The 22,342-nt window shown below is 58.6% G+C and carries 17 protein-coding genes; all 17 read right to left on the bottom strand.

All coding sequences use genetic code 11. The features are described 5' to 3' along the window. The 17 genes from PJW05_RS12165 to PJW05_RS12085 all read right to left on the bottom strand — a co-directional run bounded on the left by PJW05_RS12165 (position 1) and on the right by PJW05_RS12085 (position 22,331). Positions 1-1,224 (bottom strand): hypothetical protein, encoded by a 1,224-nt coding sequence (locus tag PJW05_RS12165; RefSeq protein ID WP_271411950.1) that lies wholly within the window; start codon positions 1,222-1,224, stop codon positions 1-3. Positions 1,225-1,226: 2 nt separating this feature from the next. Continuing rightward, positions 1,227-1,490 carry a PAAR domain-containing protein gene (locus tag PJW05_RS12160; protein ID WP_271411949.1) on the bottom strand — a complete coding sequence of 88 codons (264 nt, stop codon included), beginning with the start codon at positions 1,488-1,490 and terminating at the stop codon, positions 1,227-1,229. Positions 1,491-1,770: 280 nt separating this feature from the next. Next, positions 1,771-2,682: a hypothetical protein gene (locus PJW05_RS12155; RefSeq protein ID WP_271411948.1), complete on the bottom strand. Its 912-nt coding sequence runs from the start codon at positions 2,680-2,682 to the stop codon at positions 1,771-1,773. 399 nt (positions 2,683-3,081) lie between these two features. Continuing rightward, entirely contained in the window at positions 3,082-3,747 is a 666-nt protein-coding gene (locus tag PJW05_RS12150; protein WP_271411947.1) for a hypothetical protein, read from the bottom strand. A 185-nt stretch (positions 3,748-3,932) separates the two neighbouring features. Further along, positions 3,933-4,187, bottom strand: coding sequence for a hypothetical protein (locus PJW05_RS12145; protein WP_271411946.1), 255 nt, complete (start codon positions 4,185-4,187; stop codon positions 3,933-3,935). 685 nt (positions 4,188-4,872) lie between these two features. Continuing rightward, positions 4,873-5,316, bottom strand: coding sequence for a hypothetical protein (locus tag PJW05_RS12140; RefSeq protein WP_271411945.1), 444 nt, complete (start codon positions 5,314-5,316; stop codon positions 4,873-4,875). 3 nt (positions 5,317-5,319) lie between these two features. Next, positions 5,320-8,175, bottom strand: coding sequence for a hypothetical protein (locus PJW05_RS12135; RefSeq protein ID WP_271411944.1), 2,856 nt, complete (start codon positions 8,173-8,175; stop codon positions 5,320-5,322). 60 nt (positions 8,176-8,235) lie between these two features. Next, on the bottom strand, positions 8,236-10,620 hold the full coding sequence (locus PJW05_RS12130) for a type VI secretion system Vgr family protein (RefSeq protein ID WP_271411943.1): 2,385 nt from the start codon (positions 10,618-10,620) through the stop codon (positions 8,236-8,238). 2 nt (positions 10,621-10,622) lie between these two features. Continuing rightward, positions 10,623-13,292: a type VI secretion system ATPase TssH gene (tssH, locus tag PJW05_RS12125; protein ID WP_271411942.1), complete on the bottom strand. Its 2,670-nt coding sequence runs from the start codon at positions 13,290-13,292 to the stop codon at positions 10,623-10,625. A 140-nt stretch (positions 13,293-13,432) separates the two neighbouring features. Then, positions 13,433-13,924 (bottom strand): Hcp family type VI secretion system effector, encoded by a 492-nt coding sequence (locus tag PJW05_RS12120; protein ID WP_271411941.1) that lies wholly within the window; start codon positions 13,922-13,924, stop codon positions 13,433-13,435. 15 nt (positions 13,925-13,939) lie between these two features. Next, a complete protein-coding gene (locus PJW05_RS12115) occupies positions 13,940-15,682 on the bottom strand; it encodes an OmpA family protein (protein ID WP_271411940.1) in 1,743 nt (580 codons plus the stop codon). Between the two features lie 9 nt (positions 15,683-15,691). Next, entirely contained in the window at positions 15,692-16,372 is a 681-nt protein-coding gene (gene tssL / locus PJW05_RS12110) for a type VI secretion system protein TssL, short form (RefSeq protein WP_271411939.1), read from the bottom strand. Then, positions 16,369-17,724: a type VI secretion system baseplate subunit TssK gene (gene tssK, locus PJW05_RS12105; protein ID WP_271411938.1), complete on the bottom strand. Its 1,356-nt coding sequence runs from the start codon at positions 17,722-17,724 to the stop codon at positions 16,369-16,371. The genes tssL and tssK overlap by 4 nt, the downstream gene beginning before the upstream one ends. 24 nt (positions 17,725-17,748) lie before the next feature. Continuing rightward, positions 17,749-19,287, bottom strand: a complete 1,539-nt coding sequence (gene tssC, locus PJW05_RS12100) for a type VI secretion system contractile sheath large subunit (RefSeq protein WP_271411937.1) — start codon at positions 19,285-19,287, stop codon at positions 17,749-17,751. Positions 19,288-19,322: 35 nt separating this feature from the next. After that, positions 19,323-19,823, bottom strand: a complete 501-nt coding sequence (tssB, locus tag PJW05_RS12095; RefSeq protein ID WP_271411936.1) for a type VI secretion system contractile sheath small subunit — start codon at positions 19,821-19,823, stop codon at positions 19,323-19,325. Between the two features lie 497 nt (positions 19,824-20,320). Next, a complete protein-coding gene (locus PJW05_RS12090) occupies positions 20,321-20,953 on the bottom strand; it encodes a response regulator (protein WP_271411935.1) in 633 nt (210 codons plus the stop codon). 34 nt (positions 20,954-20,987) lie between these two features. After that, positions 20,988-22,331: a cache domain-containing protein gene (locus PJW05_RS12085; RefSeq protein WP_271411934.1), complete on the bottom strand. Its 1,344-nt coding sequence runs from the start codon at positions 22,329-22,331 to the stop codon at positions 20,988-20,990. Between the last annotated feature and the right edge of the window lie 11 nt (positions 22,332-22,342).

The following is a 22,342-nucleotide window of genomic DNA, read 5'->3' as shown; positions in this document are numbered from 1 at the left end:
CTACTCCCCAGGTACCTCGGCCGGCATCACGACCGAACACCACAAACTCGCGTCTTCTTCACGATCAACACTGAAAATGAAATGCGGCACCGCTTCGCCCGCCGTCGCCTCCACCGCCGCAGCAATGGCGACCCAAGGAGCGGCGTTGCCGGGATTACCCAGGAGTGCACCCAAGTCATGGGAAGCCTGTGCAGGTAACGAAGCCTTCTCCATCACGGTCGTAATCACAGCGCCATGCGTCGCATCGGCTCCCGTGATCCAGACTCGTCCGATCGAGGTGCCCGGCAACGGCACCCAGTCCAAGGCCTGGAAAGCGGCCTTTAGCGCGCCCGTCGGAGTCGGCTCGCGCGCCCGTTCCGGGCGGTGCAGGTAGGCTCTGGGCGCCAAGACATCCTGCGTCAGGCGATTACCGAACAGCAGCCCTACGGCGGCCTCGGCAGAGCCCTCAATCGTCGGCGGTGCGACCTGAATCGCCACCACCAACAGAAGCGCCTGATCCCGAATACACTGGTCCAGCCAGTGATCGATGGCCGCCAGGCCACAGCCTTCGATCCGCGTCATTGCCTGACGGATCCCCGACTGCTTCAAGGCTTCCTGCCACAGCTGACCAGTAACCCGGCTCGACAGCCCACTGTTCATTTCCAGCAACAGCGACACGGGCCTATCAGGGGGAAAGGCAGCAAGCGTATCTGCCAACTCCCGCAACAGGGTCGACAGCACACGCTGCAACAACTGGTGCTCATTCTCATGCTCCAGCCAGGGCAAACGGCTGTGGCGTCGCTGCTGGCCACACCAGCCCGCTTGCGTACGCAAGGCCCCGCCATTCTTCACCAGCAAGGCAGTCCGCTGCGCCTGACCGTCCGTTTCCGGAGCGCGCAGGGCCGTCTGCAAGCTGACAGCCAATACTTGCTGTGAACGCCGGCCTCGGCGCATCCGCTGCGTCAGGTCCGCTTCACGCACCTCGTTCCAGCCTTCCACGACACTCAGTTGGCCGAGATAAACCAGCCCACGCCAAAAAACCGCGCCACACCAGATGAGCACGGGAGCCCCTAGCGCCAGCCACCAAAAATGCAGCGAGTACTGCGCCAGCGCATCCGGTCCCAACCAAAGCGCCAGCGCTACCCCCAACGCCATGAGCGCCGGCAACGACAGCCCCCACAGCCAGACACGAGGCGCCGACGGCTCATCCAAGGCCACGGGAACCTTATCCAACCTGACCGGCATGCTCAGCTCGCCGTCGCTTCAGGCAGCGAGGTCAGAAGCACACAACCGCAGGCACAGCGATGGCCATGAAAGGCAACTGGCACGCCGTGGTCCTTGAATACCGGATGTCCCTCGGCGACAACCGTCGGACCATGGCCAGGAATCGGACAACTGACGGTATCGCCAACCCGCGCCACGCCAATTCCGTGGAACTTCATGACAGCAGAGCCCGAAATAACCGTGCCGCCACCAGTGGTTTTGTCACCAACTCGAATGATTCCTTTCATTTACACAAATCTCCTTGAAATACTTCGTGAAATTTAAAAAACCGAATCAGACAAATGAATTCTTAACTTTAGCAGCGCCATCCATATCCCCGCCTACTTGCAAAATGTCGAGCAATTTAAAAAACCTACTGCACCACAGATCCCGAAGTAACCATGCCGCCGCCAGTCTTTTTGTCAACAACTCGAATTATTCCTTTCACTTCAGAATCCGCCCCAATTACTCATTATCAATCTGATCTTGCAGTCAACAACTGGTTCCTCGACGATCACTTACATGAGCTCACATGACCGATAAATACAACTCAAACTCCACCTTCTTCCCATAAGCCGGACCTTCCCAGAGCCCACTAAATAATCCATCTTTGATTTCCCCACCAAACTTTTCAATAACCCGCCCACTTTTGTCTACAGCAAGCAAAGTAATGCGCCGCCCTATCACAACCCCATTGAGATCTATATTTTTCTTATACTTATCATAATAATAATACCCAACAACCCCACCCTCATTAAAATCAAGGCTCATCTTTATTTTTTCGCCATTGATCCTTCCTGTAAAATCCAAACCATCATTTAGTTTCGGGCAACCCTCAACGCACCCAAAGTCCAAAATATTTACACCATCACCCCCATCTGCGCCCAACGCCACCAGCTTCATACTTTTAACCGCATTTTCGCTTACCGAGGGAATAAAGAAGAAAATGTCTTTATCAACATACTCATAAGCAGACGAACCAGCCTTCAATTTATTTTTGCATGCCGACTCATAAAACAACTCCAAGGGACGTTTCTCTTTACCTGGCAGCACGTTTCCTTCTGAACTACAGTAGAAGCCTGTCCAGTATTTTTTGTTGTGAACAAAATCAATCTCACTGGAAAGGTACATATATGTCAAATGACCAAAATCCGTATCAAATGTGACTATCGTCTTGTCCTTACCACTATTGAAGCCCTCCCTCAACACTGCATACCTCCTCCCAAGTCTGTATAGTGAAAAGCCCTCAGAAACGGATATTTCCTCTGGGCGATCAAAGATTCTTCCGTATCTCTCTGAGGTGATGAATATTTTTTCGCCCTCAACCTCTAAATGAACTTCGCACTCACTATTTCTCCCATTGGGGCACAAAGCTGCACCTGCAAATACTGGCAGAGAAAATAACGCAATCAGAAAACCACAGAAACAATTCAACTTCATGCAATATTTCCTCGGACAGCCTTGCAAAATATTAAAACTCAGACGTTTTATCAGGATCTCCATCTATGCATCCATTTATTATTAGCCTTGCACGATGGTCATCTGAATTTCCATTCCCGAGATACCGTTCAAGATTGCACCCACCTCTAGAGCCACCATCCCTAATTCCGAGCATCATAATTCTTACTGCAACACGAACATCACAAACCAGATCCGGATCCTCAGTAATTCTCCGCCATGTTATTCATGGGAACTTTTGTATTATATTCTCCATGCTAGTTAAACCAGTCCTCCGCCTGGAGCCTGTATCAACCTCTCTGTGACTTCGCCACCAACTCGAATAATTCCTCCTGCGAGAGCATCCCTTTTAAAATATTTCACAGAACTCAAAACACCCAACTAATTCAAAAGACTCTTAACTTTAGTTGCGCTTTCCAAATCGCCACCCTCTTGCAGAGCATCAAGCAATTTCAAATAGACATCTTTATTGCTAGAATCAAGGGGATCACAAGAGAAAACATTCTCGATAGAAGTCCCCTCCTGCAAATACGAAGAAACCAATGACTTACCCCCAGCTAATTGAACTTTCCTTTTAGATGAGTATTTTTTGTATAGATCTGCCACACTGGGACCGCCTTCAAAAATAATCTTTTCGTTCGAGTAAGTAGAAGCTTCCCAGCCACTTGAAGAATTCCACTGCCCTCCACAAATTTCACCCTCAGCCACTTGAACAACACAGCCATCCGTCATTCTCACAAATGCGCACATGTAATTGGAGCGATCTCCAACTGCATTACCCGAATCATCTTCCAAAACCCCTGACTCAGAGAACTGCAGAACAGACTTAGCCTTGTCAGGCGACAGAGCTTCTGGAGAGTAATAAAACAATAGCCCAATATCGAATGGTGCCACTTTCCTTCCTGCCCCTGGTTTAAAATAAACACTTTCAAACGCCCCATCGACCTCACTTTCGAATTTCAAGCTTCCGCCTATACCTACTAACTCCTCATCAGCCGAGGCGTTTCCAGCGACCATTATCGATGCAAGAAATATTATTTTTTTCACATCAACCTCTATAGCAAGTTACGAAGGTGCTTGTAACGAGCCACAGCTGAATCCATGGTTCTCGACGGCCCATATATTGATATCAACTCTTGCTCAAGCCGCCAGATTCAATTTTCATCTACTGCATTTTTATACTATTTAATAAACTCTAGAAAACGTTTCACTTCATCCAGCTCACATAGACCTCAATTTATTGCCTTGCAAGTATCTGGAGCCCCAACAACTGCCTGACTAGCATGCAGCCAGCCAGCCACGGATTTTGTTTTAGAAAACTCAACCTTTAACCACTCGCCACCATAAGCCGAATCAATAATCCTGGCGAGGTCACCCTTAACCAAATATGCCATTGTTTTCAATTCCTTAGTCGGTTCCGAATAGAAAAACGCCTTAGCTGCAACAGTTTGCGCACAGGCCAACTTATCAGAGTCCGAAAACTTCACAGAGCCCGAAACCACCTCGCCGAAGTGGTTATATATAGAAACCCGCTCAATACCTGCACCAAGAGGATTTCGCTCCAGATATCTATATATCTCTCCATCGCGAACCCTATATTGCTCGACCTTAACAAAGGGGCCACTATGCTCCGCACTACTCAAATATCCGGAGCTATCAATTTTCGGATTCCCAAAAATATATCGCTACTCACTGATGGCTAGATTATTTCCGCTCGGCCTGACTAGAAAAAGAGTATAAAACCCCTCAACCCTTCCGTCATAAACCTTCACAAAAACATCGGTATACCCGTCCTTATTGGCATCCATGAAAATTACGGGAATCGCCACTCCCCCGAAAGTCTCGAAAGACTTAAGGAAACCCCACTCCACTCCATTCTTAAGATAGTAACTACCTCCTTCAATTTTTACCCTTAACTTTCCCTGTGAGCTAGAAAACTTGGCCTCATACTCTTTAAAGCCCGCCCCCTCAACCGAACAACAGATCAACAATCCAAAAATCGTTGAGCACCAATTGCTTCTTAAGCAGCTCATCACTACCACTGAAGCCCCCAAAAAAAAAGCAGGCACCACCATCCGGAGAGTTCTCCACTACGGCAAGCACTAGGAAAAATCATGTGTCAAGAACAATCACCCAACAGAAGCAACAGCACTCTATAAGGTTTTCCAGTCACTAGTGATCGCCGCTCCAATTGCATTCCCCTCGCCCTATATCAGTGGCCTTTGAGTTGTAAGTAAAATCAAAAACATCTCCAGATATCGACTTGTACGAAAAACTATAAATAATTGCCCCCTGAGAAACGATCGTATACTCGCCACCAGGCTGCCCCTCTACTATTTCCCTCCATTTAGTCGTCACCTCAAATGGCCTGTCTTCTTCAAATACTCTTTCAACTCTACCCGAATAATACAAAAGTATTGGTTTATTTGGCTTTTCGTACACAACATATCCAATTCTGTACCTATCAGAAGCCACAAACATTGTCGAGAACTTAAGATTTATCGGCGCCCCGTCACTTTTCAGGTAAGTGAAACATTTAACTTCAAACTCCTCCGCTCTTCCCCACACTGAAAACATCAAAAAAATAGCGCACAACAAAAACCGAAGCACCATCATAAATCACTCCAAATTTAGCTCCGCAATTCTTTTATCTATGAACGCCTGAACATCCGAATACTTTATTCCATAAATCATAGAATTAGGCGTACCTAGACTCATTGGGCTCAACGACAAGAGAAATTTTGCCCTCTTATAACCAGCAAGAGACTTGCTTCTATCTTTAGAGGTTCCTCGCTCCCTTCTATCTGGGTCATGCCAAATACCCCAAGCCAAAGAATATATTTTATTTTTATAAGCCTCACTTGACTCAAAAGGAAACTTCCCAGAACTCTCAAGCCTACTCAAATGCCCCCCTCCAAGAACCTTAGAAGCTGAATTGAAATGTTTCAACCGCTCGTCATACCCGTTAAACCCCCCATTAATTCGCGCAGTAAGCATGATCAGATCATCACTTTCAGCGACGCTTACTAAGTTTTTGTATTTTGCATAGAACCAAAATGCTGACAGAGCTGCATGGGGCGGGGCAGCGACTTTATCTCTAGCCAAATCTGAAGAAACAACGTCATCCCCAACATAAGCACCATATTTCTCGTAATTCGCTCTAAAAGTTAGTTGCAGTAGACCCCTTCCAAACCAAGGTGCATATGCCGCATCCTCTCCACCATACTCCCTAACGGCATAAAGCTTATCGCTCTCATGCAGAACTTGCGCCAAGAAGTGTGCCTTCTGCCGGCATGTCACAATACCGAACCTATTGAAGCCTTGATTAATGGAAGAAAGGTGCGCATCAATTGCGGTCTCGGAGGATTCGGGGGATATTCTTCTCATTTCGTCTTTAGTTATATCTCGACCGCATGCGCATCCGTTTACAAACATGAAGATCAGCGGCAACGGATGCAGGCAATAAGTTTCCCCATTAGCAGACAAAATCCGTTTAGCAGAAACCTCGCCCCACCAACTCAACTCCTTTATTCGCTCTTTCTCAGCCACCCAATTCAAAATAGGCGTCGATCCGGTATGTCCCAGAACTTTGTCCAAGGCATCCCACTTCCGTTGTTGGTAATACCACTCACTTTCATTGTGGATCACCAACTGAGAAATAGACTGGGCGTAGGCGGGAATACTCAGCGCCTTTTGCACTTCGGCCGCGGTGATCGTTCCATCAGCATTGGCATCGATGATGTCGAGTAGCCGTTGCCTAACTGGCCCTCTGTCCGATGCGTCAGCCAGCGGCTTCCACTGTTCCAGTTCTTTCTCATCAAAGTAATTGCCCAGATTGAGCAGGAAGTGGGCCAGCGCGTTCTGCGGCGGGTCATTGTTGTAGATGACCTCATAACCGTCCCACGCCCATGGATTAACCCAAGGCGTTACGCCGATTTCATCGCACACCCACCCCATCGGAATGTTCTCGCCATTCGCATCGAGCAGCAGGTTATCCAGCCGATACCAGTTCCTGGCCTGAGTGGATTGGCTAGCGGCCACGGTGATCTTGCGGTCAGCTGGTAGGCCATCCAGCAGAGCGCGCGGTATCAGTAGCGGGGCACCGCTCAGTACATGGGGGTGGGCAGAGTTAGGCGGGGTTGTCTTGCTGTAACTTGCCTGGTGAACGACGACCTTCGTTCCCTTCTCCAGCTTCAGCCAAGTCTTGTACTTCTCGGGCATTCGAGCCGCCCATTCACGGCTTTTCGTGAAGAATGCCTCCACGTCTTCGCAGGCGAATACTTCCAAGTGCAGTTTCTCTTGGGGCGCTTCCTCTTTGCTGTCCTGGTAGGGACCGAGATGGCCGATCAAGCTACCGGCCTTGATCGGGAACGGCTTTTCCAGCACCACAACCTTTCCACACTGCGGTACGCGTTCGCTCTCCAGTGAGGCAAAGTGCGCGTACTGAACGACACTCTCCAGCTTTCGGAACTCGCCCTCGCCGCTGATCGTGATCTCGCTACCTATGGGTAGCTTGAAAATCCCGCTCTCCGATTTGTTGGGTACAGGGCGCACGGTGAGAGGGTCTCTGCTCGTGTTGACCCGATAGACTCCGCCCCCCATGTCTTTCAGGGCACTGAAACCGACATATCCGCGCAGCGTCCCGTCCGGATTTTGCAGCTCCACGGGCCCTTTGATGCCTTCGACCTTCCGATAGTCTCCTTCACCACTGACGGTGACAGTCGCGCCTTTCGGCAGGAAGCCAATGACCTTGCCCCTGGAAGGCGAGTGCCGAAGATTCAAGCCACGTTCTTCGGGGTGCCCAGGGCGTACGTCTTTGACCGTCATCTTGACCCGACACCGGCTCGATTCGGACCAGAAGGCCGGGCGCGCTTTACCGGTATCAGCCTGGTAGCTCGCCCAATCGGCAAGGTGCATGTACAAGCTGTAGAAGATGAGGCTGGGGGGCGTGTCGGCCTCGCCCTCGATCCTGGGGGCCTCCAGGCGATGGCGAACCAGCACGAAGCCCGATGCAAAGGGGGCCTCTATCGTGACGCCCGGTGCCGGGAAGAACAGGGTCTTGGGCGTTTGTTCGGGAATGCGGTAGGCGATCACTTCCCCATCGGCCAGGCAACGCACGTAGCCTTGGCCTTCAGGACCCACCGTGCCCGCCGTGCCGGAGTCGAAATGCACCCCGCCATGCCACAGACCATTGCGGCCCAGCGGAAAGTAGCCCGCCTGGGCCTTGGCCAGAGTGGTCAACTGCTGGAAGACGGACGACGTATCGCCAAACGGATGGCTCCAGTTCTTCACCGCCGGCAAGTCACCCGAGGACAACGGCACGGGCACCCGAGCTGGCGAGGGGAGCAACGGAGACGGTGAAGCAGTCGACGGCGTTGTTCGGGGTCGCGGCGTCGGCGTCGGCGGCGGTGGCGTTCCATCCCGCCAGCGCCGGTACTCGTCCTTCATCGCTTCATAGAGGTTGGAAAAGAACAATCGTCATTCTCCTGTCCATGTTATGGGGGTAGTGCTCGTCCCTGCTGGGCATACGTCGACTTAGCCCGAGAAGTCTGTGAGGCGTTGGTGGCTGCGCGGGTATTCACCGAGTTGGGGCAGTTCCGGCAATGGCGGGGATTGCGTGGCGGGGCCCTGGTGGTCGAAGTGCGCCGACTTGACCAGGTAGTCGCCCTGGGTGCCGGATTCGATGCTGCTCGCGTCGAGGCTGATGTAGCTGCCGCCGGCGTTGAGGATGATTTTCTTCTTGGCAGTGATGTTGATTTCGTCTTCGCTGCTGACGATGTCCAGGCCGTGGCGGGCGAGCAGTTCCAGGCGGTCGTTCTGCGCCTGGATCCGTACCGCGCCCTGGTTGGCGATGAGTTTCATCCCCAGCTTGCGTACGAACAGGCTCAAGCCTTCGCCCACACCGATGAACAGGCGCTTGACCACGCTCACGGCGGCGTCCTGGCCGGCGTTGGCGATGAGGTTGCGTCCGGCGGCCAGTTGCAGGTGCTTGCCGCTGGCAAGGGCGATGCCCTGTGGCGCGCTGAGCAGCGCGACGGCCGCCTTGAGCTCGTCGACCTGCTCGCGCATGAAGGTGAGTTGCGCCTGCACATCCGCTGGATCGGCCTGGGCGCGCTGGGCATCGGAGGAGAGCTGCTGCATCTCCTCGCCGGCCTGCTGCAGGCGCGCGATAGCCTCCTGCATGGCCAGGACCTGGCCTTGCGCACGCGGTTGCTCGTCGGCGCTGATGAACAGCCCCTTACCGGCCCGGATGGCGCCCCAGCCATCGGTGCGCAGTTCGAAGCCTTCGCCGCGGCGGTTGGGGTGGGGCCGCTGGCCGTCCACCAGGTGGCCGAGGTTGAGCTGGCTCTTGCCGCTGTGTTCGGTGCTGAGTTTGATGTGTTCCCGGCCGCGGGTGTCGTCCATCCGCAGCTTGTTGTTGGCCGGGGTGCGCAGGACGTTGCGCTTGTAGTTCTTCAGGGTGACGAGGTCGGGGTGGCGGCTGTCGTGCAGGGCGAAGGCGATGTAGGGCCGGTCCGGGTCGCCCTGCTCGAAGGCCACCGCCACTTCGGTGCCCTGGATCAGCGGCAGGTGCAGGCCGTGGGTGTCGCCGGCATAGGGCCGCGCCAGGCGCAGCCACAGGCTTTCCCCGCCGGCGGGCCAGCTGTCGCGGTCGAAGAGGAAGTTGACCTTGTAGCGGCCTTCCAGGTCGATGTGGCCGTAGCGGTCTCCGGGCTGCGGGCTGGTGACGCGCGCCGGAAGGGTGCCGGCGATCACCGGTTTGTCTTTCAGCTCCGGGCGGAAGCAGATGTGGTCGGCGTAGGGGATGGCGTCGAAGCTGGCTTCGAAGCTGCGGTCGCGGGCGGCGGTGGTGGTCAGTTGGGTGATGACGGCGCCGTCGGCGAAGGCCGCCGGCGCGCCGCCGTCGATCCGCAGCACCTGGCCGGGCGCCAGGGCGGCGCTGCTGGTGACACCGGCGAGGTGGGTCTGGGCGTTGAGGTAGCGTTCGTGGCGCAGGCGCGCATAAAAATAGCCGCTCTCGCTCTGCAGGTCTTCGTCCTGGTCCAGGGCGTCGCCCAGTGCGGTGTAGGGCTCGGCGTAGTGGTAGGCCTCGCCGTAGGTGGTCGTGTCGCCGCGGGTCTGGTCGACCTCGCCTTCCAGGTAGGCGTCGACATCGCGCGGGTCATAGGCGCGAAAGTGCAGCTGCCGCTCCACCACGCGGTGGCTGGATTGCAGCTGCCACACGGCGTCCTGCCCGCTGCTGCTGGTGCCGGAGGGCGGGCGGTACGGCAGGCGCACGTCGAACTGGTAGTTGCGCTGGTCGTCGTGGAACTCGACGACGTCGATGCTCAGGCGCTCGTCGGTGGTGAAGCGGTACCAGATGCCGACCTCGGCCAGCAGGCGGTCGATGAACCCGAGGTCGCTTTCGCCGTACTGCATCACCTGGTCGCGCCTGGGGTACTCGCGCTTGAGGTCGAAGACGAAGTCCTGCCCCTGGAGGGCATGCCGGCTGCGCAGGATGCTTTCGACGATCTCCGGCACCGACTGGTGCTGGTAGAGGCGGTATTGCCGGCCCTGTTCGAGCAGCGCCAGGCGCGGCCGCAGGATGACTTCGTAGCGGGCTTCGTCGTTGGAACCGGAAAGGCGGCGAAAGCCCGTGATCACCCCGTGCAGGGTGCGCAGTGGCTTGACCGGCGGCAGGCTCAGGCCGGCGAAGGGCAGCGGCGTGGGCGGCGGCAACAGGCTGAAGCTGGCCTCCCGGCCGAGCAGGCGCGCGGCGGGGAGGTCGCGCTCGCTGGAGGTGAATTCCACGGTGTAGCGGAAGGGCTGGCTGAGCGCCTCCTTGCCCTCGAAGGCGAGGACGTCGAGCGGGGCGTCGAGGTCGTAGACCCGGAGCCGGTGGCGGCTGTGGTCAAAGAAGGGGCGGAGTTCGGCGAGCATGGTCAGGCCTCCTCAAGAGCCGGATTCGGGGTTTCCAGCGCGTCGGTGAAATGCAAGGTGATGCCGTCTTCGTCGCAATAGCCCAGGGTGACGCCCCGGGTTGTCTGTCGGGCGGCCTGACGTTGTAGAAGCTGCTGGCTGAGAACCGGCAGGATCTGCTGGTTGAGCAGGCTGTCGATATTGCGCGCGCCGCTGTCAGGCAGCAGGCAGGCCGCGACCAGGGCGTCGCTCAACGCCTCATCGATCCGACATTCCAGGCCATAGTGGCGCTGCAGACGTCGGGCGACCTGCCCAAGCTTGATGGCGACAATGCGCTTGAGGGAGTCCCCCCGCAGCGGCCGATAGATCAGGGTCTGGAAGCGTGCGAGCAGCGCCGGCTGGAAGTGTTCGCGCAACGTCGGGCGCAGCAGTTCCTGCAGAGTGCCGTCGGTGGCGTCGGGGTGTTCTTGCAGACAGGCCTGCAGCAGGTCGCTGCCCAGGTTCGAGGTCATGAGGATGACAGTGTTGCGAAAGTCGATTTCGCGCCCCTCGCCGTCGCGCATGAAGCCGCGATCGAAGACCTGGTAGAACAGGTTGAGGACATCGCGATGGGCCTTTTCCACTTCGTCGAGCAGCACCACGCTGTAGGGTCGCTGGCGGACCGCTTCGGTCAGCACACCCCCTTGCCCGTAGCCGACATAGCCCGGCGGTGCCCCCTTCAACTGGCTGACCGTGTGGGCTTCCTGGTATTCGGAAAGGTTGATGGTGATCAGCGACTTCTCGCCACCGAACAGGCTGTCGGCCAGCGCCAGCGCGGTCTCTGTCTTGCCGACGCCGCTGGTGCCAACCAGCAGGAACACGCCCTGCGGGGCGCGGTCGTCGGTCAGCCCGGTGCGCGCGGCGCGCAGGCGTTGGGCCAGGGCACCGAGGGCACGATCCTGGCCGATCACCCGTTCGCCAAGGTGACGCTCCAGTTCGAGCAGGCTGGCCTGTTCGTCCTTGAGCAGGCTGCCCAGCGGAACGCCGGTCCAGTCGGCGACCACTTCGGCGACGCTGCGCGCGGTGACGTCGAGGGACAGCAGCGGCTGATTGCCTTGTGCGTCTTCCAGTTGCTGCCGCAGCTCGGCGCAGCGCTCCGCCTGCAGCGGTTCGGCCTGACGCGCGGCCAGCAGTTGCAGGCTGAGGTCGAGTTCCTGCCGGTATTGGCGTTCCAGTTCCGAGTGTTGTTGCTGCAGTTCGGCCTGCTGCACGGCAATCCTGTCCAACCGTTCGGCAACCGCCGTTTCGCCACCAAGGCGGCTGTCCTCCTCCAGTGCCTGGAGTTCCAGGTCAAGCGCCGCCTGCCGCGCCTTGATCCGTACCAATGCCTGCGGCTCGCAATCGAGGCTCATGCGCACACGGGCGCTGGCGGTGTCCAGCAGGTCGACGGATTTGTCCGGCAGTTGCCGCCCGGTCAGGTAGCGGCGTGACAGGCTGACGGCCGCCTGGACTGCGGCGTCCTCAATGTGCACGCCATGATGGCTGGCGTAACGGGCCTTGAGCCCGCGCAGCATGAGGCAAGCGCTGGCGTCGTCCGGCTCGTCGACCTTGACCATCTGGAAGCGGCGCTCCAGCGCAGCGTCGCGTTCGAAGTACTGCTTGTATTCGCTCCAGGTGGTGGCGGCGATGGTGCGCAGCTCACCACGGGCCAGCGCGGGTTTCAGCAGGTTGGCGGCATCGGCGCCGCCGGACGGGTTGCCGGCGCCGACCAAGGTATGAGCTTCGTCGATGAACAGGAGGACCGGGCTCTCCGATTGCTGTACCGCGTCGATGACGTTTTTCAGGCGTTGTTCGAATTCGCCTTTCACGCCAGCACCGGCCTGCAGCAGCCCCAGGTCGAGGGTACGCACGCTCACGGGTTTGAGGCTGTCCGGCACGCTGCCCTGGACAATGCGCAAGGCCAGTCCTTCGACCAGCGCGGTCTTGCCGACGCCAGGCTCGCCCACCAGGATGGGGTTGTTCTTGCGCCGACGGCTGAGGATGTCGATGACCTGGCGAATCTCGTCGTCGCGGCCGAATACCGGGTCGATATGCCCGTCCCGTGCCTTGGCGGTGATGTCCTGGGTGAACCTGTCGAGGACGGCCTGCAGCGCGTCGCTCCCGACGCTGCTGGAAGCGGGTGCGGCCAGAACGGCGCGCTCAGCCTCGGAGTCGCCTAGAGCGGCTTCGCGTTGCAGTTGCGGACGTTCTTCGGAGTGCTGGTCGAGCAGTGGCAGCAAGCGCTGCAGCTGCGTGTCGCCGAGACTGAGCAGTGGCCAGGCGGCCTCGCAGTCGAGCAGGCTGGGGGTTTCCAGCAGGGCGCCGAGCAGGTGCAGCGAACGCAGGCTGTGGTTGTCGCTCTCCAACGAGGCGCGCAGCCAGGCGTTCCTGATCAGTTGCTGCAGCTTGCCGGAGAGCTGGGGCTTGTCACGCACGCTGCGCGGCAATTGGTTCAGGTGATCGAGCAAGCCTTGCCAAAGCGCGTCGAGATCCCAGTCGTAGCGGCGCGCGATCAGGGTGAGGTCGCCCTCCCCCTGTTCCAGCAGCTTGAGCAGCCAGTGCTCAATGGTGATCTGCGCGTGAGCGCGGCTCTGGCACAGCGAGGCCGCCGCGCTGAGTGCCCGGGCGCAATAAGGATTGAGCCGGCGAAGCAGGCCGGCGGCATTCTGAGCCATGGAGGTGCGTCCTTGTACGGGTCGTGGCGCTTGTGCGTCCGCGATGAGTCGCGATGAGCCGGGCTGAACGTCCGCGAATGAACGTTCAGCCCGGTGCATCGGGACTGGCGGAGAGGGTTCTCCGCCAGTCCGACCTGACGTCAGGCGCTCTGACGCTCGTTCCAGGAGTCGGCGTGGATGATGTTGCCGTCCTTGTAGGTCCAGGTGATCTTCTCGTAGCGCAACTCGACCTGTTCCAGGTGGTTGTGCTTCTCCTTGGACGGGTCCTTGATGTCGTGCATCTTCGGCGCGACTTTCACCACCTTCACGTTCTCCAGCTTGGTGATGAAGTACTCGACTTCCTGGCCGGCGTCATCGATGCGGTACCACTTGAACTCGGCGCTCTTGAGGGTCTGGCCGGTCGTGACCGCCTTGTACAGGTAAGGGCTGGAAGCATCGATTTCCTTGGTGAAGAGGAACGGCGTATGCACCCGGGTGCCGGTCAGCTTGCCGGTGTTGTTGTCGGTAGGGATGTACAGGCTGTGGTCCTGGGCGACGACTTCGATGCTGCCTTCGCGCTTCTGCACGTCCACGGAACCCTTGATATCCGCTCCGCCATCGTCCTGCAGCCAGAGGTATACCGGAATTGCCATGTGAAGCTCCTTCTCTTAGTAAGTGACAGCCGCGGAATGCGACTGATGCTTGCCCTCCGGTGCCGCCGTGGGTAGCACGCAGGCCCCCACCTCCGGAACCAGACGGATATCGACGCGCCGGTTCGCGGCGCGCCCGAATGCGGTGTCGTTGTTGGCAATCGGCTGGCTGGCGCCGAAGCCCTGCACGGCGAAGCAGCTGTCGGGGATATCTCCCATGCGCTGCATCCAGTCACGCACGGCTCCGGCGCGCGCGCGGGACAACTGGAGATTCTGCTCGGCACTGCCGGTGGCGTCGGTATGGCCAGCAATAACGATCAGCCAGCCCGGCTGGGCTTTGATATCGACCAGGGCATTGATCAACAGCTTGGTCGACTCGGGCTTGAGCTTCGCGCTGCCCACTGCGAACAACGACAGGCTGTCGAGTCGAACGGGATCGGGACGTCCTGCTACCGCCATCGGCGACGGCGGCGGCAATCGGTGATCGGCGATTACCGCCTGAAGCGAGCTTCGCAGGCGCTCGCCCTGATACAGGCCGAATCCGAGCCCTAGCGGCTCGCCATGGCGGTAGTAGTCATCCAGACGCGCGGCATCGGCACGCAACACCGTCATGGCGGTTTCGCGCAAGGCGAATTCCGGCTGGTCACGGTGCTCCGGCTCGGGAATGGCCAGGTAGCGGCGCAAGTCGTCGCTGACCTGACGTGCCAACAGGATGTTCTGCCAGGAGGAGCTGAGCAGCGCTGCCAGCAGCGTAGCCGTGAACAGCCAGAGTGCGATCAGGCCAGCTCGACGCCGCGGAGAGTCATGCACCTTCACACGCAGCAAGGACAGCAATGGAGCCGGGAAAGGGAGCACTGCTCCGGCGCCTCGATCCGGAATGGCCGCTTCCGCCAGCGCGGTCCTGTCGCGCATCCACTGCTGCCAGAGATTGCCAGTCAGAGCACCAGGCAGTGTGGGTACCAGCGTGACCGCGCTGACCACTGCAACGCACGCAGGGTCGGGGGCCTCTCGGTCGACGAGGTGCGTTTGCACGTTTTCGGCCAGCCAGGCGGCCAGGCTTTTCAGCAGGACGGCGGTACGCAGCCGGGCCGCTGAAGTCCGGACGTCAAGCGCCTGTTCCTGCCATTCTCCGAGGCTGACGCACGCCCCCGCCTCATGAACCTCAGGCTGCGGTGCACCTGCTGCCCAACTGAACCAGGGGCCGGCACCCTGGCTGCTGTACAGATAGGTCGCCTGTAGCAACGGCAGAGCGACGCCATGCCGGCGCGCAAGCGCCAATTGGTGACGGAATGTGCGCAGTTGTCCGGCCAGCACCGCGACATCGAGGTGTTCACCGGGATTGACGATGTAGAGCACGCAGAGCTGACCACCCCAATGCGGCCGGTGCTCCAGAACGCTGTCGACCATGCGCGGCAACTGTTCGGCTTTCGCCACCCGCAGATAGCAACCCTGTGGCGTGGTACGCAGGGCAGTCTTATCGACGCCTGCTGTATCGAACAGCCCCTGCAAGCCATCACCACAGACCAGAACCACCGGCTGCCGGTAGGTCGCTGGAGGCAGGGACACATCATCGGCGAACGAAATGGCCTCGCGTCGCCTCGCCGCTCGCTGACCCGACCAGCGCCACGCCTGGTACAAGGCGAACGCGATGGCCAGGGCGCCACATGTGCGTTGCCAGGCCGGCATCGGAATGATGGACAACAGCGCCAAGGCAAGGGCTGCCGCCCATACCCAGAGACCTCGCGTCAGCTTCAATATCATTCGGCCCCCTCACACCTTGCCGGGCAGGAGCGAGGTGATCGCTTCGCCCAGCAGATGGTTCAGTCCCCACCAGGCACCAACCAACAGCACAACGGCCGCGAGGCATTGCATGAGCGGGGAATGCAGCAAGCGCTGCACATGGAAACCGTCCGTTCGACCTGGACCTGAGATGAGTGCGTGGCGAATGACAAAGGGCGCTACGCGTGCGCTCAGGGCGCTGAGGATCTGCTCCCGCTCAGGGTATTCCAGATCGCTGTAACGGCCCTTGAACCCCAGCATCAGAACGCGCTGGAATACAGTCAGAACCTGCAGGTCCGGCGCCGGGTCGCGAAGGACTTCGCGCATGTCCTCATAGAGAAACTCTCCAGCCTGATGGCGGTTGAAGAACTTCGCCTGCAAGGGTTCGGCGGCCCAGTCGGCGTGGGCTTTCTCCGTGGTACAGCCGAGCACCGTCTCATCCAGCAATGCACACTGGGCATAGCTGATGTGATCGATGCTGCGCTGGCTCATTCCGGCATTCTTGAGCTGCTCCCGTACTTCTTCGACCTGGTTCGAACAACGCGTCCACAAATCCCGACCACTCGGCGCCCTGGCACCCTCACGAAGCTCCACGACCAGCAGGTAGCTGTCCTGCAACAGCGCGTCGACATCAATCGCCGACAGATTCTGTGTTTCGGCTTTCAGGTTCATGAGCGCAACACCGCGAACAGTTCCAGATTCGCATCGATCAGGGTGGAGGGGACGTAGAAGGCGCAGACGCCTTCGGCCAGCATGGCCAGCCCTTTGGGGTGCCCGAGATCCAGTGCGAAGTACTGATTCTCCAAACGCAGCGGGATGGCAGCTGGAACATGGTTGAGCGGCTGCAACGGAATACCGTCGAGTGCCGCATTGACCAGATGATCGACCTCGTCCGGAGTGCCGACCTTGCACAGGCGTGGGAACTGGCTCTGCAGCTGTGCCACCGGCAAGCGCGAACGTACCGACAGGTAAAAATCGGCACCGCCTGGTTCGCGCAAGCGTGGGTCATTGAGCGCGACCTTCCAGCGGTTGGCGCCCTGCTCTTCCAGCACCAGCGCGATGACGCGCGACGGTAGGCTGGCTTCGAGCAGGATCGATATCGTGCTCAACAGCGGCGGGAATACCGTTTCCAAGTGCTCGTGCCGATAGCTCGGAATCTTGTCGGTGTCGTGTTCCAGCGAGAAGGTCAACAGGCTGCCGGCGAGTTTTGCCAGCTCCACGTAGACGTGCTCGGGGTGGCGTGCGGGATGGGCTTTGAGGTCGGCCAGAATCGGCTGATAGGTGTTGAGCGCATTGAGCAACCAGAACAGCGAAACGTCAGCCACGGCGAAGTCGGCCATCCGTTGATTGCTTTCCCGACGCATGCCCATCAGCCGTTGGCGCTTGGCGGACAACTGCGTCAGCAGGTTTTCCAGCTGTGTCAGCAGGCCTGAATGGGCGGCGAAACTCAGCAGAGGCGGTATATAGCCAGGGTCTGGAGCCCAACTGCCCTGAGCGTCGCGCGTCAGACGCGCAATTGGACAGGTCAGGTAATCACCATTGTCGTCGCTGGCCAAGCGCAGGCTGAGCTGGTGTTCCATCACGCTGATCGACTGGCTTTCATCGCCGTAGAGGTCCTGCACCTGGCGCCAATCCTGGCGATAGCGCGTGGGCCGGTCCTCCCGGCCGCCGTCGAGGATGCAGTTGTTGCCATTGCCCTGCTCCAGTGGCAGGGCCAGCAAGAGGCTCGCGGTCTGGACGTCGTCGGCCAACACGCGTGACAGCTCCAGCGCTGGCGGCAGGCGATCAACCCGATCCGTGTCGATCAGGGTGCCGTCGGGCATACGCACATGCAGCCGCGTTGCCTTCAGTTTGCCCAGTCGCAGCGCGTCCGTATCGAAGGCTACCGCCAGCACCCCCCAAGGATGAACCAGGGAGAGATGAGCGAGGCATTCGTTGGTCCATGCCTCCCAGCGCGCCTGCTGCTGGAACTGCTGCGGAGACAATAATGTCCCCGCAGCCCATAGGGGGCGGTCGATGTTCATGACGTCGTTTCCCTATGGAATGGCTCAGGCTTTGGCCTTGGGCATCTGCGAAACCAGCGACAGGTTGACGTCCATGCCTTCCACCTGGAAATGCGGAATGGCATAGAGCCTCACGCGGAAGAAGCCGGGGTTGTCGTCGATGTCCTCCACGATCACCTTGGCATCGCGCAGTGGGTGCGAGGCTTGCAGGTCGTCGCTAGGATCGGTCATCTCGGTGACGAGCCCGCGGATCCAGTTGTTCAGCTCCAGTTCGAGCACGCGACGATCCTTGGTGGTGCCAATGTTTTCGCGCTGGATCAGCTTGAGGTAATGGGCAATTCGCGAGAGCAGGAAAATGTAAGGCAGACGCGCGTTGATGCGACTGTTGGCGGTGGCATCCACTGTCTCGTACAGCGCCGGCTTCTGCGCCGAGTTGGCGGAAAAGAAACAGGCGTAGTCGCGGTTCTTGTAGTACGAAAGCGGAATGAACCCGAGGTTGGCGAACTCGAATTCGCGGGTTTCCGGGATCATGACTTCCGAAGGAATCTTCACCTGGTTGCCGGTCCCCAGGTCGTAGAGGTGGATGGGCAGGTCGGTAACCGCTCCACCCGCCTGCGGGCCACGGATCTGCACGCACCAGCCGTTATTGATGAAGCTCTTCACCATGTTGGCGGCAAAGGCGAAGGAGGCATTGGTCCAGAGGTACTTGTCGTGGTCCGGCCCTTTCACGCTCTCCACATAGTTGAAACCGCGAACCGGAATCGTGTCGGGACCATAGGGCAGCCTCCCCAGCACACGCGGCATGGTCAGACCGATGTAGCGCGCATCGTCGGAGTCGCGGAAAGACTTCCACTTCAGGTATTCGGCGCGGTCGAAGTAGTTGCCGATGTCCTTGATGGCGGCCACCTCCTCCATCGACGCCTTGCCGAAGAAGGCCGGTCCCACCGAGCCTATGAAAGGCATGTGAGCGGCGGCCGCCACTTTCGAAATATTGCGCAGCAGGGCGATATCCTGAGGACCGCGATCGAACTCGTAGTTGGATATGGCCGCTGCTATCGGTTCGCCGCCGGGCGTGTCGTATTCCTGGATGTAGGTGTGGGTGTATAGGCCGCTCTGGGCGATCTCCGGAGCATCCTCGAAATCCTGCACCAGATGATCCTTGCTGATGTCGAGCAGCTCGATCCTGACGTTCTGGCGAAAATCGGTCTGGTCGATCAGCGACTTGACCCCGCGCCAGGTGGACTCGACCCGCTGGAAGTCCGGATGGTGCATGACGGCATCCAACTGACGGCTTATCTGCTCATCCAACTTGGCGATGTGCTCGTCCAACAGGCTTTTGTCGAGACGCTCGACCTTCTGCGAAGAACGCTTGAGCAAATCCAGCAAGACGCTGACCGCCGCGGTGACGCGCTCATCGGCCGACACTTCGGACAACGCATCCGTGCTCTGGAAAACCTCGATATCGGCCAGGGCCGATACCGGACTGAGATTGATCTTGTCGAACAGCGTGGCATACACGCCCTGCCCCTCACGGCTCAGCACGGCTGAGCCCGGGACTTGTGCAGCAGTTCCTTCTACGGACATTTTCTTTCTCTCCCTAATTCATCGACCGACGAGGTTCAGCGATCTTGCGGAGCGAGCGCGATCAGTTCGTCGCGCAGCTCGCTGCTTAGCGCGTCATCCTTGAGGATGCGCTCCAGTTCGCGGCGGAAAGTGGCGTTGTCGAGCAGGTTCGACTTGAGATCGCGCAGCAGATTGCGCATGGCCAGCAGGGCGCGCAGCTCGGGCAACTGGCGGGCGACCTGCTCGGGCTCGAAATCCTTCATGTGGCGAAAGGTCAGCTCGACACTGGCCTGCGAGCCGTCATCGGCCAGCGTGTTGTCCACGGCAAGTTTCAAACTCGGATTGAAATCAGCCAGAACGCTATTGAAGTTATTCTTGTTGATATCAACCTTGCTACGCTCGGACAGCGGACGATGCTCTTTTCCGTTGCTGTAATCACCCATCACCAGAAGTTTCAGCGGCAACTCCATCTTCTTCTGGGCGCCGCCTGTATGCAGATCAAGCTTGATATTGACCCGCGCCTTTGGAACCTCATTCTGAAAGCTATCCGAGGACATTCAAGTACTTCCCTATATTGTGTCTTTACCCTGTCAATCCAACACGAAAAGCCGCGCCAGCAGTGGGCGGCCAGCCGCACCAAGAACATGGAGTTCTCACATCACCCGAATAGAGCCTTGAACTCAAGAGCGCAGTTAAAGCAAAAGAAAAAGCCAATTGAAGACTTCTGAAGTAAAAAAGAAATAGCCATCCATGGATCAGACAAATCCCACATAAAAAACAATCAAGTCAGATAGACCTGAGCACGCAGACTGAAATCACAGGCATTGAGCCCGTAGGAAATAGCCCGGTAGCAAACGCACCGTCGGGTCGGGCATTCATCTGATAATTAACGGGCGCGCTCGAGCCTGCTCGATGCCAGGAGCGAAGTGGCGTTGTTCCAGTGGTTTCAGGGCTGCCTCAGGCCATCCAACCTTGCTGGCAGCGGCTTTGCCGACGAATCGCTCTGATCAATCGCCTCGGAACCACCACAGCACGGCCCCTTGGGGCAACGACGTCAGATCGAGATCAGCCCATGCTCAAGGGCGTATTTCACCAGGGCGGCGGGGGTGTCGATGTTCAGTTTGCGGCGGATGCTCAGGCGGTAGGTTTCCACCGTGCGCACGCTGATATCCAGCTCGCGGGCCACTTCCTTGTTGTTCAGGCCCTTGGCGAGCATCGACAAGACCTGCAGTTCCCGCGGGGTCAGCTCGTTCTCGTCACGGACATTGGTGGCCAGCTTGCGGGCGATTTCCGGGCTGTAGAAGCTGCCGCCGGCGACTATCGCTTCGATGGCGGCGATCAGTTCCTGGGAGGGCGCGTTCTTCAGCACATAGCCGAAGGCACCGGCGTTGATGGAAGTACGCACGTATTCCTGGTTGTCATACATGCTGAGGATGAGGACCTTGATGCCCGGATAGAGCGCGCACAGCCTGCGCGTCAATTCCAGGCCGTTCATGTCCTTGAGGCCGACGTCCACCAGCAGCAGGTCCACCTCGGTGGAGGCCACCAGCTCCAGGGCCTCGGCACCGGACTCGGCCTGGGCCACCACGTCGAAATGCGGCATGGCCGACAGCAGTGACTTCACGCCATCGCGCACCAGTACGTGATCGTCGACCAGCGCGATTCTGACGGGTTTGGTAAAGCTCATGACGGCCTCTTGGTGCGTGCAGGATCGGGCCCGGTCAGGCCCTGGCGGGTATCTCGACCTGCAATTCCGTGCGGCCGGGCGAAGAAGAAATAGTGAAGGTTCCACGATGGTGATCGACCCGCTCCCTGATGTTGCGCAGGCCGATTCCCTGACTCCTGTCCATCAGGCCGGGATCGAATCCCACGCCATTGTCCTCCACGCGGAGGACAATGGCGTGCCTGGACGTGGAGAGCGAAATTATAGCGGCGCCGGCCTGGGAATGGCGCTCGATGTTGCCGAGCGCCTCCTGAATGATGCGGAACAGCGTGACGGATACATCCGTCTCCACCTGTGCGTCATCCAGCCCGCGCTCGTACTGGGTGCGGATCGCGGTGCGCTGTTCGAATTCGCGCACCAGTTGGTCGATGGCCGGCGACAGGCCGAGGGTATCCAGCAGCGAGGGCCGCAGGTCATGGGAGATGCGACGGATCTCGCCAATGGCCTCGCCCAGCCGCGCAGTGCCGGCGCGCAGGTTGTCCAGCGCCCTGCCCTGCCCGTTCTCCAGCTCCAGGCTGGCCAGTTCGAACTGAAACTTGATGGAGACCAGTTGCTGGCTGATGCCATCGTGCAGCTCCCTTGATACCCGCGACCGTTCCTCTTCCTGCAGGTGGACGATGCGCTGGTTGAGTGCCGACAGTTTGCGGTCGGCCAGGCGGTGCTCGGTGAAGTTCAGCATCAGCCCACCGCTGAACACCACCAGCACGGCGATCAGCGAGAAGGAGGCAATGGCCAGCACCGTGGTCAGCACCCCGCTCGCCACCTCCTGGCGGGACTTGGAGGTGGCCACCTCGACATCATCGATATAGATGCCGGTGCCGAGCATCCAGCCCCAGCGGTCCAGCATCACCACGTAGGAGAGCTTTTCCGTCACCTGCCTGGAAGACGGCTTCTCCCAGGTATAGAGCTGGTAGCCGTCGCCCTTCTGGGCGCTGTCCAGCAGCGCCTGGATCACCGGCAGGCCATTCTTGTCCTTCATGCCAATGAGTTCCTTGCCCACCAGATTGGCCTGGCGCGGGTGCATCAGGTTCTTGCCGTGGCGGTCGTAGACGAAGAAGTAGCCATCCAGGCCGAAGTTGGCCCGCGCCAGCATGTTCAGCGCCTGCTGCCTGACCTCCTCGTCATCCCGGCCGCTGTCATACAGCGGCGCGATCAAGCTCAGGGCCAGTTCCAGGTAGTTCTTCAGCTCGGCCTTCTTGGCCGCCATGATGCTGCTTTCCACCAGCTTGGCCTGTTCTTCTTCCAGCTTCTGGCTCTGGGCGAATACCAGGACGCAGATGAACAGCACCGACGCAATGAGCGGCAGGACGCTGAGGGTCACGATCTTGTACTTGAGTTGCATGGTCATTCACT

The organism is Pseudomonas sp. Q1-7 (assembly GCF_028010285.1).
Classification (GTDB): Bacteria; Pseudomonadota; Gammaproteobacteria; order Pseudomonadales; family Pseudomonadaceae; genus Metapseudomonas.
The sequence above is the reverse complement of the archived record's forward strand: the minus strand, read 5'-3'. Positions and strand labels throughout refer to the sequence as shown.

Bases quoted from the DNA above. Each gene is read 5' to 3' on its own strand.
- tssB (WP_271411936.1), bottom strand. From the start codon at position 19,823: ATGTCCTCGGATAGCTTTCAGAATGAGGTTCCAAAGGCGCGGGTCAAT.
- tssK (WP_271411938.1), bottom strand. From the start codon at position 17,724: ATGAACATCGACCGCCCCCTATGGGCTGCGGGGACATTATTGTCTCCG.
- PJW05_RS12155 (WP_271411948.1), bottom strand. From the start codon at position 2,682: ATGAAGTTGAATTGTTTCTGTGGTTTTCTGATTGCGTTATTTTCTCTG.
- tssC (WP_271411937.1), bottom strand. From the start codon at position 19,287: ATGTCCGTAGAAGGAACTGCTGCACAAGTCCCGGGCTCAGCCGTGCTG.
- PJW05_RS12120 (WP_271411941.1), bottom strand. From the start codon at position 13,924: ATGGCAATTCCGGTATACCTCTGGCTGCAGGACGATGGCGGAGCGGAT.
- PJW05_RS12165 (WP_271411950.1), bottom strand. From the start codon at position 1,224: ATGCCGGTCAGGTTGGATAAGGTTCCCGTGGCCTTGGATGAGCCGTCG.
- PJW05_RS12160 (WP_271411949.1), bottom strand. From the start codon at position 1,490: ATGAAAGGAATCATTCGAGTTGGTGACAAAACCACTGGTGGCGGCACG.
- tssL (WP_271411939.1), bottom strand. From the start codon at position 16,372: ATGAACCTGAAAGCCGAAACACAGAATCTGTCGGCGATTGATGTCGAC.
- tssH (WP_271411942.1), bottom strand. From the start codon at position 13,292: ATGGCTCAGAATGCCGCCGGCCTGCTTCGCCGGCTCAATCCTTATTGC.
- PJW05_RS12130 (WP_271411943.1), bottom strand. From the start codon at position 10,620: ATGCTCGCCGAACTCCGCCCCTTCTTTGACCACAGCCGCCACCGGCTC.
- PJW05_RS12115 (WP_271411940.1), bottom strand. From the start codon at position 15,682: ATGATATTGAAGCTGACGCGAGGTCTCTGGGTATGGGCGGCAGCCCTT.
- PJW05_RS12090 (WP_271411935.1), bottom strand. From the start codon at position 20,953: ATGAGCTTTACCAAACCCGTCAGAATCGCGCTGGTCGACGATCACGTA.
- PJW05_RS12085 (WP_271411934.1), bottom strand. From the start codon at position 22,331: ATGCAACTCAAGTACAAGATCGTGACCCTCAGCGTCCTGCCGCTCATT.
- PJW05_RS12140 (WP_271411945.1), bottom strand. From the start codon at position 5,316: ATGATGGTGCTTCGGTTTTTGTTGTGCGCTATTTTTTTGATGTTTTCA.